This window comes from Devosia sp. MC1541 (assembly GCF_012847305.1).
Lineage (GTDB): Bacteria > Pseudomonadota > Alphaproteobacteria > Rhizobiales > Devosiaceae > Devosia.
In genome coordinates this window covers 1-15,431 of the sequence record NZ_JABBDZ010000016.1, presented here as the reverse complement: position 1 = coordinate 15,431, position 15,431 = coordinate 1, and the positions used below count along the sequence as shown (strand labels likewise).

At 58.2% G+C, this 15,431-nt stretch carries 18 protein-coding genes and 1 tRNA gene; 3 read left to right on the top strand and 16 right to left on the bottom strand.

Features of this window, described 5'->3' with window-relative positions:
- Positions 1 to 48: 48 nt before the first annotated feature.
- A complete protein-coding gene (locus HKD40_RS14600; protein WP_169196522.1) occupies positions 49 to 471 on the top strand; it encodes a F0F1 ATP synthase subunit epsilon in 423 nt (140 codons plus the stop codon).
- An 81-nt stretch (positions 472 to 552) separates the two neighbouring features.
- Here the strand turns inward: HKD40_RS14600 and HKD40_RS14595 are convergent, their stop codons facing one another.
- From HKD40_RS14595 to rplU, 16 genes are all read right to left on the bottom strand, one after another.
- The gene (locus tag HKD40_RS14595) at positions 553 to 1,239 is read right to left on the bottom strand and encodes an aspartate/glutamate racemase family protein (protein WP_169196521.1); all 687 of its coding nucleotides are present in this window, start codon (positions 1,237 to 1,239) and stop codon (positions 553 to 555) included.
- Positions 1,236 to 1,769 (bottom strand): RNA pyrophosphohydrolase, encoded by a 534-nt coding sequence (locus tag HKD40_RS14590; RefSeq protein ID WP_169196520.1) that lies wholly within the window; start codon positions 1,767 to 1,769, stop codon positions 1,236 to 1,238. Before HKD40_RS14590 ends, HKD40_RS14595 begins: the two co-directional genes overlap by 4 nt.
- A gap of 9 nt (positions 1,770 to 1,778) precedes the next feature.
- The gene (locus tag HKD40_RS14585) at positions 1,779 to 2,933 is read right to left on the bottom strand and encodes a divergent polysaccharide deacetylase family protein (protein ID WP_169196519.1); all 1,155 of its coding nucleotides are present in this window, start codon (positions 2,931 to 2,933) and stop codon (positions 1,779 to 1,781) included.
- A gap of 86 nt (positions 2,934 to 3,019) precedes the next feature.
- Complete coding sequence (locus tag HKD40_RS14580) at positions 3,020 to 4,432, bottom strand: S41 family peptidase (RefSeq protein ID WP_169196518.1); 1,413 nt, start codon at positions 4,430 to 4,432, stop codon at positions 3,020 to 3,022.
- A gap of 8 nt (positions 4,433 to 4,440) precedes the next feature.
- Positions 4,441 to 5,850, bottom strand: coding sequence for a peptidoglycan DD-metalloendopeptidase family protein (locus HKD40_RS14575; RefSeq protein WP_169196517.1), 1,410 nt, complete (start codon positions 5,848 to 5,850; stop codon positions 4,441 to 4,443).
- Positions 5,851 to 5,967: 117 nt separating this feature from the next.
- Entirely contained in the window at positions 5,968 to 6,453 is a 486-nt protein-coding gene (rlmH, locus tag HKD40_RS14570) for a 23S rRNA (pseudouridine(1915)-N(3))-methyltransferase RlmH (RefSeq protein WP_169196516.1), read from the bottom strand.
- A 6-nt stretch (positions 6,454 to 6,459) separates the two neighbouring features.
- Complete coding sequence (gene rsfS, locus HKD40_RS14565; protein WP_248306085.1) at positions 6,460 to 6,849, bottom strand: ribosome silencing factor; 390 nt, start codon at positions 6,847 to 6,849, stop codon at positions 6,460 to 6,462.
- 181 nt (positions 6,850 to 7,030) lie between these two features.
- Positions 7,031 to 7,666 (bottom strand): nicotinate-nucleotide adenylyltransferase, encoded by a 636-nt coding sequence (locus HKD40_RS14560; RefSeq protein ID WP_282567603.1) that lies wholly within the window; start codon positions 7,664 to 7,666, stop codon positions 7,031 to 7,033.
- A 62-nt stretch (positions 7,667 to 7,728) separates the two neighbouring features.
- Complete coding sequence (locus HKD40_RS14555; protein WP_169196514.1) at positions 7,729 to 9,015, bottom strand: glutamate-5-semialdehyde dehydrogenase; 1,287 nt, start codon at positions 9,013 to 9,015, stop codon at positions 7,729 to 7,731.
- A complete protein-coding gene (proB, locus tag HKD40_RS14550) occupies positions 9,012 to 10,145 on the bottom strand; it encodes a glutamate 5-kinase (protein ID WP_169196513.1) in 1,134 nt (377 codons plus the stop codon). The genes HKD40_RS14555 and proB overlap by 4 nt, the downstream gene beginning before the upstream one ends.
- 115 nt (positions 10,146 to 10,260) lie before the next feature.
- A complete protein-coding gene (gene obgE / locus HKD40_RS14545; protein ID WP_169196512.1) occupies positions 10,261 to 11,298 on the bottom strand; it encodes a GTPase ObgE in 1,038 nt (345 codons plus the stop codon).
- Positions 11,295 to 11,822 carry a GNAT family N-acetyltransferase gene (locus HKD40_RS14540; RefSeq protein WP_169196511.1) on the bottom strand — a complete coding sequence of 176 codons (528 nt, stop codon included), beginning with the start codon at positions 11,820 to 11,822 and terminating at the stop codon, positions 11,295 to 11,297. Before HKD40_RS14540 ends, obgE begins: the two co-directional genes overlap by 4 nt.
- A 5-nt stretch (positions 11,823 to 11,827) precedes the next feature.
- Positions 11,828 to 12,388, bottom strand: coding sequence for a GNAT family N-acetyltransferase (locus tag HKD40_RS14535; RefSeq protein ID WP_169196510.1), 561 nt, complete (start codon positions 12,386 to 12,388; stop codon positions 11,828 to 11,830).
- Entirely contained in the window at positions 12,385 to 12,912 is a 528-nt protein-coding gene (locus HKD40_RS14530; RefSeq protein ID WP_169196509.1) for a GNAT family N-acetyltransferase, read from the bottom strand. Before HKD40_RS14530 ends, HKD40_RS14535 begins: the two co-directional genes overlap by 4 nt.
- 118 nt (positions 12,913 to 13,030) lie before the next feature.
- Entirely contained in the window at positions 13,031 to 13,297 is a 267-nt protein-coding gene (gene rpmA, locus HKD40_RS14525; protein ID WP_169196508.1) for a 50S ribosomal protein L27, read from the bottom strand.
- A 12-nt stretch (positions 13,298 to 13,309) separates the two neighbouring features.
- Positions 13,310 to 13,804: a 50S ribosomal protein L21 gene (rplU, locus tag HKD40_RS14520; RefSeq protein ID WP_169196507.1), complete on the bottom strand. Its 495-nt coding sequence runs from the start codon at positions 13,802 to 13,804 to the stop codon at positions 13,310 to 13,312.
- Between the two features lie 504 nt (positions 13,805 to 14,308).
- Here rplU and HKD40_RS14515 point away from each other — a divergent pair.
- Together HKD40_RS14515 and HKD40_RS14510 are read left to right on the top strand one after the other, a co-directional pair.
- A tRNA-Ser gene (locus HKD40_RS14515) sits at positions 14,309 to 14,398 on the top strand.
- A gap of 257 nt (positions 14,399 to 14,655) precedes the next feature.
- Positions 14,656 to 15,431 (top strand): hypothetical protein (locus HKD40_RS14510; protein WP_169196506.1); only part of this gene is annotated, 776 nt, incomplete at its 3' end.

Genomic DNA, 15,431 nt, shown 5'->3' with positions numbered 1-15,431 from the left:
CAAGGGGCCCGGATCCATTTCGGGCTTCATTGCCAAAGGACCAAGAGAATGGCTGAAGGCCTCAAGATCGAGATCGTGTCGCCAGAGCGGCTTGTGCTGTCCGAGACCGCAGTGTCTGTCACTGCTCCGGGCACCGAAGGCTACTTTACCGTCATGCCCGACCATGCGCCGTTCATGACCACCCTCCGTTCCGGTTTCATCACCGTGACTCCTGTCAACGGCAAGGCATCGATCTATTTCGTGCGCGGCGGCTTTGCTGACGTTTCGCCGAGTGGTTTGACCATTCTCGCCGAAGAATCGGTTCCTTTCAGCGAATTCGATCATGAAGGTCTCAAGACCCAGATCGCTGCTGCACAGGAAACCCTGAAGAACGCCAAGGTCGAAGAAATGACCTTCGCGCAGGAAATCGTCACAGGTCTCGTGAACCTGGCTGCGGAAGCTGCTCAATTGAACGGCACGCACATCCACTAATCCCTGCGATTAGTACTGATATAAAAGAAGGCCGCCCTCCCAGAGGCGGCCTTCTTGCATTTGAGCTGGAATAGTTTCGGGTTACGCTAGGGCCGCGTCGACAAGCGCCTGCGCATGCAGTTCCGTGGTGTCATAGCAGGGCAAAGCGCTCACACTGTCATCCACCAGCATACCGATCTCCGTACAGCCCAAAATGACCGCCTGCGCGCCGCGATGGGCCAAGCGCTCAATCGCGTTGAGATAGATTTTTCGCGACTCTTCGCGGATGATGCCTTTGCAGAGCTCGTCGTAGATAATGCCGTTGAGATTGGTGTGATCGACGTCTGGAGTAAGAGGCGTCAAGCCACGGGCCGAGAGGCGATCCTTATAAAATCCCATCTCCATGGTGAACCGCGTGCCCAAAAGCCCAACCGTATCATAGCCATCAGCCAGCAGGGCATCAGCCGTTGGGTCGGCGATATGGATAAAGCGCGCTGAAACGCCCTCTGTGACCTCTTCAGCGACAAGATGCATGGTGTTGGTGGCCAAGCCCAGAACTTGCGCTCCAGCCGCTTCAAGGGCTTTGGCGGCGCCATTGAGCACAACGCCTGCATCATGCCAACGACCTTCGGCTTGCATGGCGGCGATTGGCGCGAAATCGACGGAGTGAATGATCACGGGCGCTGAATGGAGGCCCCCGAGACGGCGCGCCGTTTCGGTGTTGAGAATGCGGTAGTAGTGAGCGGTCGATTCCCAGCTCATGCCGCCAATCAGACCAATTGTTTTCACGAGAAATACCGCCGAGGAATGTCAGCAAATGCGTCGACGACTTTGTCGTAAGCATCGCGTTTGAACGGGATGATCAATTCGGGAGCCAAGGTTAGGTCCTCCCAACGCCACCCGTTGAACTCGGGCTTATGCTTGCCTTTTGCAGGGGCCAGAACATTGATTTCGCTCTCATCGCCTGTGAAGGCGAAGGCGTACCAACGCTGGCGCTGTCCGCGATATTTGCCTTTAAACCCAACACCCATGATCTCGGGCGGAAAATCGTAATAGATCCACTCAGGGGCCTCAGCGAGGAGGCTCACGGAGGTGACATTTGTCTCTTCATAAAGCTCACGCAGAGCGGCCTTGAGACTGTCTTCGCCCTTGTCGATGCCGCCTTGCGGCATCTGCCAGGCAAAGCCCGAAGAACTGGACTTTTCTGGGTCGCCTTCCGAGAGACGATGGCCGAGAAAAACCTTGCCTTGGGCATTAAACAGAGCCACCCCAACGCAGTCACGATAGGGCAGGCTCTCACGATCTGGACGATCGGACATTGATAAGGCCTATTTCATAAGTGCGCTGGCGGGGACCAGGACGATCCCTTTGGCGTCTAGCTCCTGTGCCCATTCCGACACGGTCTGCACCGAGATGGGCAGCGCACTAATAATACCAATCGCCGAGCCAGTTTCCATGGCCTGAGCTTCAAGGCTGGCAATCGCTGAGAGAATAGCAGGACGAGATGGGTTGGCGTCGAGCATTGTCGTGGCGCGGGTAAAAGGCACATTATTGGCCTCTGCCAGCTGCCCAGCCACCGAGCGGTTCGAGGAGCCGTCATCGAGATAGCCCAAGCCGCGCAGGCCCAGCTCTTCCATGACTGGGCTCATGTCTCCGGCCGAAGCGGTAAACCGCGCGCCCATATTGTTCATCACGCTGAAATAACCGCCGAAGCGCGACATCAGCCAAAACAGCTTGTCGAGATTTGCGCGTGGTGTTTCGCCGGTCAGCATCGTGTGCGGGCCGGGATCATTTTGCGGATAATCAAAGGGCTCAAGCGGGATTTCCAGCATCACCTCATGGCCGGATGCCCTTGCGGTATTGACGGTGCCCACCAGCGAGCGGCCATAGGGCGCAAAAGCGAGAGTGATGTCAGCCGGGAGCTGATCAATGGCGTTCATCGAGCCCTGCTCGTTAATGCCGAGACCGGTCACGACAATGGCGATTTTGGCCAGATTTGGCGCAATTTCATCGAACGGACGCCGGTAGGCGTCGAAGGGGCCAAGGCCCGTGGGCGACATGCGCGGGATGATGCCATTGACGGTTTCTTCCGCCAATTCAGGCAGAACGCCTGTGCCGATCAAACTCACTTCCAGCGATGGTCGTGGTGTGGTTTCGGCAGGCTCATAAGGAACGAGGGGGACTTGCCCTGCAGGAAATTGCTGATCGTCTGCGGTGATTGTGACGGGTGAGGTCGCGCCAGCCGAGGCGTTCGGCACGGCGACAGCATTTGCGACCGCATTGGCGTCACGCGTCGAGGTGATAGCCACTTCAGCCATTGGGCGGCCGCCGAGCGGGTCGTCTACCAAGACGATCCGCCCAAGGGCGCCAAGCAAGATAACGATACTGACCCCGAACAATGTGCGGGCCAGCGGGAAATGATGCCGGCCGCCATCGACCCGATGTTTGCGCCCTCTCAAAGGCGTCGAAAGGTCATTGGCCATATCGTTGCGCTCGTGCCCACTGGGGTAGTTCAGTTGTCAGGATGCGGCGCGAATCACGCCGCATCACAAGTTTAGTGCGAAAACCTTTATTCCGCCTTTGGCGGGAAGGCTTCGTGGGTTTCTTCACCGGTAATCAGCTTCACCGCATACTGGAGCTGTACGTCCTCGGCTGCATCTTGCGGCACGTAAACCGACGAGCCGACTGTCGCTTCTTCCTGGCCTTCGATCTCGATATGGCCTTCGAGTGCAGCTTCGCCGATGATCTCGTCACGACCCTTGATCTCGTCAGGAACCTTCTGCAGCACTTCAATGTCGGGCGTGATGCCGAGCGCCTGAATGGACCGGTTTGATGGCGTGTAATAGCGCGCGGTTGTGATCCGCATTGCGCCATCAGGACCAAGCCCGATGATCGACTGCACCGAACCCTTGCCGAATGAGCGCGTGCCAACAACGGTTGCGCGCTTGTGGTCTTGCAGAGCACCGGCGACGATTTCCGAAGCAGAAGCCGAGCCACCGTTGACCAGAACAATCATCGGAATGTCTTTGAGGCGACGATCGAGTGGATCGGGCGCTGCGTCATAGCGAGCGCTTTCGCGTTCGGTGCGGCCACGGGTCAGCACAACAGCGCCGCGTTCAAGGAAGGCGTCGGCAACATAGACCGACTGATCGACCAGTCCGCCTGGATTGTTGCGCAGGTCAAGGATGATGCCCTTGGGCGCCTTGCCTTCACGTTCTTTCCAGATATCGTCCACGGCCTTTTCGATGCCGACGAAAGCCTGTTCGGAGAAGCGCGACAGGCGCAGAACCGCGACTTCGTCATCCCCTTCCATGCTCCAGCGCACAGCGCGCATCGAAATGGTGCCGCGGGTCAGTTCGAACTCGAGAGGCTCGTTCACGCCTTCGCGGGCAATGGTGATTTTTACCTTGGTGCCGACGGGGCCGCGCATTTTGCCAACGGCTTCGTCCTGGGTCATGCCCTGAACGTCGTCGCCGTCGATCTCGATGATAAGGTCATTGGAGAGAATGCCAGCCTTGGCAGCCGGGGTGTCGTCGATGGGCGAGACCACTTTAATATAGCCGTCTTCCATCTGGATCTCGACGCCCAGACCACCGAACTGGCCCGAGGTGTCTTCACGCACATCGTCGTAATCGGCAGGCGGCAGATAGCCCGAATGCGGATCAAGCGAGGTCAGCATGCCCTGAATGGCGGCGCGGATCAGCTCCTGCTCATCCGGCGGATCAACATATTCAGCGCGAATGCGGTCGAAGATTTCGCCGAACAGATTGAGATCGCTATAGATCTCATCATCGCTCCGCGGCTCGGCCTTCTCCTGCTTGCTGGGCTCTGGCTCTTCCCCGCTCGGGTTTGGCGCCTCCTCAGCGGGTTGCTCAGTGGGTGCAGGATCGGTTGGAGCTGCGTCTTGCGCCAGAACCAGGCTGGTGGAGGACAGGAGCAGGGCCGCACAGACTGCGGCGACACGGTGCTTAGGAGGATGCATAAATGTGTTTATCCAGTCTGTTCGATAGTGGCCCACCAACCGTTCGGGTCGAAAGGCTCGTTGTCTCTTCTCAGCTCAATATAAAGCGTTGGTTCGTTGTTACCAGCACCTGTGGTGACTGTTCGTCCAATGGTGCGCGATCCCATCGTCCCGAGGGGTTCGCCCATTTGGACAAACTGGCCAATCTCAGTCGCAATGGATTCCAAACCGGCGAGGAGCGTGGTGTAGCCATCCCCGGTATTGAGAATGATGATTTCGCCGTAATTGAGGTAAGGGCCCTTATAAAGCACCCAACCATCTGATGGAGCGAGAACCTGCGCCGTCGGACGGGTGATCAGATACTGGCCTTGAGAGACCCCACCTTTGCCGTCATTGGCCCCCCAATCGAGCGCCAGTGTTCCATTGGCTGGTTGGGTCAAATACCCGCGTGCCAGTGGGAAGGGCACTGCAGGTTGCGTGCGGCTGGTGTTGGCAAAGGCCAATTGTACGGCCTCTGGCGAGAGGCGCGGCAGGTCCTCGTCAGGCGAAGCGGGACGCGTTGAGGCATTGGCGCGGTCGGAGAGGGCGCTAATAAGTTCACGCAGCGTCGCGGCCTTTTCAGCCAGGGCGACAGCCGCTTCCTCTTCCGCCTGCAATTGCGTGGTGCGTTGGTTGATACCGGTCTTGCGTGCCGTAATCAGGGTCGCAATGCGCAATTGTTCTTCTTCGAGAACGTCCTGATTGGCGCGTAGAGTTTCCTCTTCGGCCATGGCCGCGATCTTAATATCGGTCAGCTCTTTTAGGTCTGCCGACACAGAATCCGCCTTGGCGCGCAATTGCGGCACGATCGCTGAGATCAGCATAGCCCCACGCGCCGAACCCAAAGCATCGCTCGGATCGACGATGAGTGCCGGAGGCGGATGGAGCGATATGCGTTGAAGCGCTGCCAGCACGTTGGCGACCTCAGCGTCGGCGCCATCAAGACGCCCGCGGACGTCCATCTCTTTGACGATCAGCTCGGAGAGGCGCTCTTCCACATCGGCGATTTCGATTTCCGCCAATTTGACCCGCTGCGCCGCGCCAATGAGCGCCGCGTTTTGCTGGGTGCGATCCCCTTCCATCGCTTCAATCTCGGCTTTAAGCGCATCGATGCGCTCCCGCGAGATGGTCAGCGAGGCTTCAACCTCTTCCAGATTGCCGACATCGAGCTGCGGCTCTTCGGGCGGCAGGACTTCGACCGGGGGGGCCACAGGCTGTTCAGTTGTTAGGTCGAGACCGGTCTCACCAGCAGGTTGAGCGACGTCGAGCGCCGGGCGCAGTTCCGCCGCTGGATTGGGAATAGGTTCCGCGTCTTGCGAGAGAATAGGGAATACGCCAAGGCCTGCCAGAACGGCGCCGGCAAGCAGGGTCTTAACGGTGCGGGCCGGCCGCAGAGGCATGGCGTCTCCTCGAGGGATAAACGATCCCGAATCAATTCAGCGGCAATTTAGCAAGCCTTCGGACAATCGCCCGTTAACTCTGCTTAACCATCACAGCGGCGAGACTATGGCGAAAGCCTAGTCGCCGCGATGATAGGGATGGCCCGAAAGGATTGTGGTTGTGCGATAAAGTTGTTCAGCCAGCATGATCCTAACCAGCTGATGTGGCCAGACCATGGGTGAAAAGCTCACCACTAAATCGCATTGTTTCACCAGTTCTGGATCAAGTCCGTCAGCGCCGCCGATCATAAAGCTCACTGACGAGCGGCCATCGTCTCGCCAACGACCGATTTGCTTGGCAAAGCTTTCCGAGGTGATGGCTTTGCCGCGCTCATCGAGCGCCACCAAAACCCCGCCCTCGGGCAGAGCGGCGCGGAGGCCTTTGGCTTCCTCGCTCTTGCGCGCAGGCGCCGACCCGGCCCGGCTTTCATTGAGTTCTGATACGTCAAAGCCGGTCAGAGCCAATGGTTTGCCGCTGCCCTGAGCGCGCTCAAGATAACGGGCCACAAGCTCGCGCTCTGGCCCGTTCTTCATCCGGCCAACGGCCGCGATTGCGATGCGCATGAGATCTTAGTGCTGATCCGCCGAGAAATCGGCCTGCCACATCTTTTCGATGCTGTAGAACTCGCGCACTTCTGGGCGGAAGATGTGAACGATAACGTCGTCCGCATCGATCAGTACCCAGTCGGCCTGCTGCAGGCCTTCAACGCGTGGCTTACCGAAACCGGCGTCGCGCAGGGCGATGACCAGCTGGTCAGCAACAGCGGCGACGTGACGGTTCGAGCGACCAGAGGTCACCACCATGTAATCAGCAATCGAGGACTTGCCTTCGAGGTCGACAGAAACAGTGTCTTCGGCCTTGGCGTCATCGATCGTGTTGAGGATAACCTCAATGAGAGTTTTCTTCTGTGCCACTACGTCGTCTCGGGAAGCAGGGGCGGTGTTTTCGGGCGTGGCCATTAGCAAAGGCCTTCCGCCCATGCGCGTGCATGGGTCATGCGAGGGATATCGATCCTAAAATTGTTGCTCGGAATGTCGCGGCGACGTGAATACGGCAAGCCGTCATTTCCTGTTCCGGTGAATTCACCATTGGCCCTAAAAATACGCGTTTACCGAGGATTTCGCAAGGTCAGGCTGAAAATCAAGAAACAGCGGGATTTTGAGCCGCTCGAATGGCGCTAGACGACAGATTTGATTGCCTGCCTTGGAGATAAACCCAGGCTGGCGTTTGCGCCCCGACAATCAGGGCCGGGGCGTCTTCATCACGTTTTGCGTAGTCAAATGTGGCAGAGGCTCGGCTGGCCAAGGCTTTGCGCGCAGCACCGGGACGCGCATAGACGGCAATCGGCGTGGTTGCAAAAATTTGCCGCCAGCGCTCCCACTTGTGCATGTCAGCGAGGCTGTCGGCCCCCATGATCCAAACAAAGCGTCGGTCGGGCAGGGCTGTGACAAGATGGTTCAGCGTCTGCCAAGTGTATTTTATCCCGAGGGCTGCCTCGAACCCGGTGACTTTTATGCGCGGATCGCGGATGCGTGCTCGCGCGGCCAACACCCGCTCTTTTAAGCTCGGTAGGCCCGCGTTGTTCTTGAGCGGATTGCCCGGTGTCACCAAAACCCAGAGCGCATCAAGCTGCAAACGCCGTAGGCTTTCCTGCATCACGAGGAGGTGCCCGTCATGCAGGGGATTAAAACTCCCGCCAAAAAGCCCAATGCGCATCCCCGATCCCGAAGGTGGGATTTCGGTGATACCCGCAATCTTGAGTTTTGGCCGGAGCACTCTTTACCTCGCCCCTAGGGGGAGAGGTCGACGCGAAGCGGCGGGTGAGGGGGGCTTCAGCATCAAGGCCGCAATTGCCCGTTGCCGCGCACACGATATTTAAAGCTCGTCAGCTGCTCGACGCCAACCGGCCCGCGTGCATGCATCTTGCCCGTCGCAATACCGATCTCGCCGCCGAACCCAAATTCACCACCGTCGGAGAATTGGGTCGAGGCATTGTGCATGATCACGGCGCTGTCGATCTCGTTGAAGAATTTTTCAACCGCCTCAGCATCCTCAGCGATAATCGCCTCGGTGTGATGGCTCGAATAATGCTCGATATGGGCGATGGCGGCCTCAACACTATCGACGATTTTCACCGAGATGATGGCGTCTTCATATTCGGTCTTCCAGTCCTGCTCCGTCGCCGCGATGGCGTCGGGGATCAAGCTCATAACCTGCGCATCGCCACGGATTTCGCAGCCTTTTTCGATCAACGCTGCGATGATCGGCTTGAGATGGGTGTCCACTACGTCCTTGTGAACCAGCAGGGTTTCAGCCGCGCCGCAAATGCCCGTGCGGCGCATTTTGGCGTTGGCGGTAATCGCCACGGCCTTTTCGAGGTCAGCGCTTTTATCGACGTAGACGTGCACCAGTCCCTCAAGATGGGAAAACACTGGCACCCGCGCTTCTGCCTGTACGCGCGCCACCAGCGATTTGCCGCCTCGTGGCACGATCACATCAATATTGCCGTCGAGACCCTTGAGCATTTCGCCCACGGCTGCACGATCCGTTGTCGGCACCAGCTGCACGCATTCAACCGGCAGGCCGGCCAGATGCAGCCCATCGAGCAGGCAATCAACTAGGGCGCGCGACGAGTGGAAACTGTCCGAGCCGCCGCGCAAAATAACGGCGTTGCCGGCCTTGATGCAGAGCGCGCCCGCGTCAGCAGTCACATTCGGACGCGATTCAAAAATCACGCCGATCACGCCGAGCGGGGTGCGCACGCGCTCGATATGAAGCCCGTTGGGACGATCCCATTCGGAAATGACGGTGCCAACGGGGTCAGGCAGTTCAGCAATGGTTTTGACCGCTGCAATAATGCCGTCGATCCGCGCATCATTGAGCAAAAGCCGATCGAGGAAAGCCCCGGATATGCCCTTTTCGGTTGCGGCTGCCATGTCGAGCGCATTGGCCTTCAAAATGGCTTTGCGATGCGCGTTGATCGCGCCAGCGGCAGTGAGCAGGGCCGTGCGCTTTTGTTCGGCGGTCGCGATCTTGAGGGCACTCGCGCCCTTGCGCGCGTTGCGGCCCAGATCGGCCATGATCTGAGGCAGGGAGGCGTCCGCGGTCATTTCTGCTGCGCTCATACCAAAGCCTCCTCGTCGATACCGATCATAACCAGATTGTCGCGATGCACCATTTCCGAGCGGTTGCCCACGCCCAGAAGTTCGCCCATGCGATCAGAATTCTTGCCCATCACCAGACGGGCGTCTGCACTGTCAAAGCTCGACAGACCACGCGCAATTTCGCGCCCGGCGTCATCGAGAATAGCAATAGTGTCGCTGCGCTCAAAATCACCGGTGATCTTGGTCACGCCAACGGGCAGCAGCGATTTGCCCTGACGCAGCGCACGTACGGCACCAGCGTCGAGCTGCAGCGTGCCTGCTACTGAAAGCGTGCCCATAATCCAGCGTTTGCGCGATTGGGCGCGGCTGGTGGCCGCTTTGAATAGGGTGTGTAAGCCGCCCGTGTTGAGGCGGGCCAGCGGGTGCGCTTCGGTGCCCTTGGCGATGATCATCGCGGTCCCCGCAAGCGTTGCGATTTTGCCTGCCTCGACCTTAGTGGTCATGCCGCCCCGCGAGAGGTGGCTTGCAGCGCCCCCGGCCATGGATTCGATTTCAGCCGTTATGCGCTCCACGACCGGAATATGGGTCGCGTTGGGGTCTTTGGCGGGAGGCGCGGTATAGAGCCCATCAATATCGGAAAGCAGCACAAGCAAATCTGCTTCGATCATCGTGGCGACGCGCGCCGACAGGCGATCGTTGTCGCCATAGCGAATTTCAGCCGTCGCCACCGAGTCATTCTCGTTGATGATCGGAATTGCGCCTAAGCCGAGCAGGGTGCGGATGGTGGTGCGCGCATTGAGGAAGTAGCGGCGCTCTTCGGTGATATTGGGCGTGATCAGGATTTGCCCGGTCACAATACCATGCTTGCCCAATGCCTCTGCCCAAGCCTGGGACAGCGCAATTTGCCCGGCACTGGCGGCCGCTTGCGATTGTTCGAGCGTCAGCGACAGCGCCGATAGTCCCAGTAGCCCACGACCGAGCGCAATCGCGCCTGAGGAGACGATGACGATCTCCTTGCCTTCGCCTTTCAAGCTCGCCACGTCTTGGGCCAGCTGCGCCAGCCATTCGGCGCGCAATTTGCCAGCTTTGTCCACCAAAAGGGCCGAGCCGATCTTGATGGTGATGCGGCGGTAGGAGGCGAGGGCGGTCATCTGTTTAGATCCGATTGTGGGTCTTTGGTGCGCCAGAGCCTGGTTCTCAAGAGGCGCGTGGGTCGTCGGAAAAAAGGGGTTCTCAACGCAGCGAGAACCCCCAGATTGGGTCAGATTATGGTGTCCACGGAACGTGGGCAGTCTTGCCAGCGTCCTCAGCGGCCTTTTCTGCGTCGAGCAGGTTCAGCACGTCGTAAAGAACCTGATCAACACCCTTACCGGTCGCGCCGGAAACGAGGCGGATTTCAGCGTCGGTCACTTCCTGAATGGCGGCGACCTTTTCGGCGATCTCTTCTTCGGTCAAAGCGTCGATCTTGTTGAGAACAACAATCTCTTCCTTCTCAGCCAAAACGTCCGCATAAGCGCCAAGCTCATAGCGCACCGCTTCATAGACGTGTGCCACGTCTTCATTGGTGCCATCGATGAGGTGGATCAGAACCTTACAGCGTTCAATGTGGCCGAGGAAACGGTCACCGATACCAATGCCTTCGCTCGCGCCTTCGATCAGGCCCGGAATATCGGCCAGAACGAATTCACGCTCGCCAATGCGCACAACACCAAGGTTGGGGTGCAGCGTGGTGAAGGGATAGTCGGCGATCTTTGGCTTTGCCGCCGAAACGGCCGCGAGGAAGGTTGACTTGCCTGCGTTTGGCTGGCCGACGAGACCCGCGTCCGCGATCAGTTTCAGGCGCAACCAAATGCCCTTTTCAATGCCTTCCTGGCCAGGGTTCGCGCGGCGCGGTGCCTGGTTGGACGAGGTCTTGAAATAGGCATTGCCGAAGCCGCCATTGCCGCCCTGCAGCAGCACGACGCGCTGGCCGATTTCTGTGAAGTCGGCGATCAGCGTTTCCTGATCTTCTTCAAAGATCTGGGTGCCCTTGGGCACGCGCAGAACAATGTCTTCGCCGTCGGCGCCGGTGCGGTTCTTGCCCATGCCGTGGACGCCGGTGTCAGCGCGGAAGTGCTGCTGATAGCGGAAGTCGATGAGCGTGTTCAGCCCTTCGCAGCATTCAGCGATAATATTGCCGCCGCGTCCGCCATTGCCGCCATCGGGGCCGCCGAACTCAACGAATTTTTCGCGCAGGAAGCTGACAGCGCCAGCGCCACCAGCACCTGATTTGATGTAGACCTTGGCCTGGTCGAGAAATTTCATGCCTGTCGTGCCTTCCAGACGCTGTGCGTCAATATGGTATCGATATGCTCTACCTCAGCGTCTCGTGCAAGGCAGTGCAAAGTGGAACGTTCCATCTCGGTAAACCCGAGCCGTTTTTGCACGGCCAGCGAGGCATGGTTGAAATGGTAGACGCCCGAGTAAAGGGCTGGAGCCTGGGTTTGAGCAAAAAACCACGCGACAGCTGCCGTCGCGGCCTCACTCATGATCCCTTGGTTCCAAAAGGGTTGACCCAACCAATATCCCAAAACGGGACCGGATGGACCAGATTGATAGCCGATATGGCCCACATATCCCCGTCCGTCGAGATCAATTGAGAAATTGACCTCGTCTGCAACACTGGGTGGGCGCAAAGACCGCAGCCAAGTTTCGGCATAGCTGCGCTCATAAGGGTAGGGAACGCGCGCCAGATTGCCCGATACCTCAAAATTATTGAGATAGCGGGTAATCAGCTCGGCGTCGGCCAATATTGGCTGACGCAGCGTCAGGCGCGCGGTTTTGATCATCGGGCTCAGCATTCCAGCACGCGTCTGTTATCCTCTTGCGCTTGCGGTTCGGCGAGCATCTCTCGTCCCACCCAAGCACTGCGCGTCAGCAGGGAGATCACATGCTCCACATTGTGCTGCAACGCATGAGAGAAGCGTCGATCGCGATCAATGGGCAAAAAACCCAGTTTCTCCTGCAAGCGGAGCGATGCCAAATTGTTGACCTGCACCGCCGTGGTGATGGTGTCCCGCTCGGATGAGGCAAAATACCAATCGAGCACGGCGCGCACCGCCTCGGTGCCGAGGCCGCGTCCCCAATGGCTGCGGGTTATGCCAAACCCGAGCTCAGGGGTGATGGTCACTCCACCCACCATGATGCCGTGCTGTTCAACGACAAACATGGTGCGCACTGAGCTCGGTGCGATCACATCGGCCAGCCAATCGCGCGCCATGCTCAGGGTAAACGGCCACGGCAGAGGCGTCATCCAGCGCGCAACATCATAAGAGCCCATGGTCAAAACAAAGGCTGGCGCATCATCAAGGCTTGGCGGCCTGAGGGTCAGGCGTTCTGTTCTGAGCGTGGTCATCTTATGAGTTCCAATCTCATATAAACGACGGGCTGTCCGATCAGATTGCCTTCGAGGTCAGGGCCTTCCCCCACTTCGATAAAGCCAATTTTACGCAAAACCCCGCGCGAGGCGGTGTTCTCGGCCAAGGCGCGCGACCTAAGCGATGCGACGCCTGTTTTGCGCGCCGCAGCCACCAAGGCCTCGGCGGCTTCGCTCATATAGCCGTTCCCCCAATGCTCTTCCGCCAGCCAGTAGCCCAGTTCTGGCTCCTGTCCGCCTTCAAGACGAAAGCCAACGATACCGATTAGCGCTCCCTCGAGATAAATGCCGAGCACGTGCTCGCCATCACTGGGAACAATGTTTTCGATAAAAAAGCGGGCGTCGTCTTCGCCGTATGGGAAGGGCAATCGCGACATGAATCGATGCACATTTCGATTATTGCACGCGCGCGCGATGGCTTGGACGTCATTGAGGGTCGGAGTGGCCAGAACCAGGCGCGCAGTGGTGATCGTGGTTGGCAGCAGGTCTTTAAAGCTGGTCATGGCGAAAACTCCGAAATGAAAGAAGGGGAACCGGTTTCCCGGTCCCCCTTCATCTTCGGTGTGTCACCAAACTTGCCGGGAGACCTAGGGTCACCGGCAAGATTGTCAGCTTGCCGGATTATTCGGCTGCTGCTGCCGGGATGACAGACACGTGTACTTTGTTATTCGCGCGGGTGCGGAACGCAACGTTGCCGTCTACGAGTGCGTAGATCGTGTGGTCCTTACCAAGACCAACGCCGGTGCCGGTTGCCCACTTGGTGCCGCGCTGACGGATGATGATGTTGCCAGCGATAACAGCTTCGCCACCGAACTTCTTCACGCCAAGACGACGGCCAGCGGTATCACGACCGTTGCGGGATGAACCGCCTGCTTTTTTATGTGCCATCTCTAGGGCTCCTTATTCCTGATCGGCCTTAGGAGCTGCCTTCTTGGCAGCGGCCTTCTTTGCTGGCTTTTCAGCAGCAGCGTCGTCGGTTGCAGCAACCTTCTTAGCAGCTGGCTTCTTAGCAGCCTTTGGTGCTGCAGCTTCATCAGCAACAGCAGCTGGGGCTTCAGCCTTAGCAGCAGCCTGAATGGTCGGCTTTGCGCCGCCGGTCAGGATTTCGGTGATGCGAACAGTGGTGAGCTGCTGGCGGTGACCGTTACGACGACGCGAATTGTGGCGACGACGCTTCTTGAAGATGATGACGGTCTTCTGCTTCTTGGTTTCAACCAATTCAGCAGCGACCAGAGCGCCTTCCACCAGCGGAGCGCCGACGGTGTCGCCAACCATGAGGACTTCGTCGAAGGTGACGATGTCGCCTGGAGCTGCGTCCAGCTTTTCGATCTTGATGACGTCGTTAGCAGCAACCTTGTACTGCTTACCGCCCGTCTTGATAACGGCAAAAGTCATATATAGTCCGATTGGGTTTCAATCGGTCCCTTGTTGTCGCGCTCTACGGCGCCGCAAACCCTTTTGGGATCAGCGGTCTTCGCGATTGGTCAAATCGAGTTTGACCCGTAGCCTCGAACAGCGTTTTCAAACGAAACAAACGCTCTGGTTAGACACCAGCGCGCCAGTTGCTCGGCTTATCGAGGGAAATGGCGCCAGAGTCAAGGCAAAGCCCCTGAAAAACCGGGCTTTGCTCGTCGGTTCTGCTGAACTGTGATCATGGTGTTTTCCACAATCGCCTCTCTGTCCAGCAAAATTGCAAAGCGACCGCTCTTAGCCCTACTGAAGGCGTGGGTTTGCGGGACTTCCCCTTGTGTTTGGCCTACGTCTGCGGGGTGAGGCGGAAAACATGTCGCAATATCAGCGAGGAAATCTTGGGGCGGGGGAGTTGCAAGGGTAAAAAGCCTATGTCATAAGCCGCCCATCAACCACGGCGGTCTTGGAAAAGATCGCTGAAGACCTCGCGGAGAGGTGGCAGAGCGGTTGAATGCACCGCACTCGAAATGCGGCATAGGGGCAACTCTATCGGGGGTTCGAATCCCCCCCTCTCCGCCACTTCTAAGCCATTGATATTGTTAGAGTTGAATCCGAATCAAAATACGGATTCTGTCACAGCATCCCGTCACAGTGACGGGAGTGTTTGTTCCTTGCCAAGTTCCATTTCATCCTTTGTTCACCGGCGAGGTCCGGTCTACTGGTTCCGTCGCTCGGTTCCGGTTGACCTGATCGATCGCCTTGGCAATACGGACATCCGCAGGTCATTGCGTACGTGCAATAAGCGGGTGGCCCGGCAAAGAGCGTGGACACTGGTTTTGCTGGTTGAAGAGGCTTTCGCGATACTCCGCGACGCTGGGCTCAAGCCGGGCGCACGCGATGCGTTGAATGTCGTCCTGGGCCGTGTGATGGACGACTTTGACCGCGACAGCCGGGCCTGGGCAGAGCGCGCAAAATATCGCATGCTTCTCGACAGCCTGAATGCCGGGATCAATGATGAGGCTTCCGTTGGCAAGATCGGGCAAGACACCATTGATGCTGCGGTGGCTGCACCGGCTCCCACGCAGTGTATGATCGACGGTCAAAAGCCTGCCGATATGGCTCCCTCATCTTTTGCATTCTCAACGGATTCTGCGCGAGCAGCATCTCCCGTGCCGGCCATTAGTAACCAGACGCCAGAGGCACTGGCGCTGGCAGTTGCGGAAGCGATGCGGCTGGGGACACTCCATCCTGAAGCGAAGAAGCCATTAACGGCGCATATTGAGGGACATTTTGCAGATCTGCTCAGGAAGCGGAGGTCCCCGAAATATCTGGCTGAAATCCGCACGAAGCTGCAAATCTTTATTGCCACCATGGGCGACAAGCCGGTCTTTCAGTACAAAAAGGAGGACATGCTGCGGTATCGGGATTTGATCGATCAAATGCCCGTTGATGCTATAAAGCATCTCAAGACCGACGATCCGATGAAGGCCATTGCTCTGAACGCCAAGCGTGCAAGTCCGCTGCCGCCGATCAGCTCCACAACTGTCGATGCCAAATATCTGAGCACGATACGCGGCATATTCGACTACCTGATCCGGAAGGGGTACCTCGA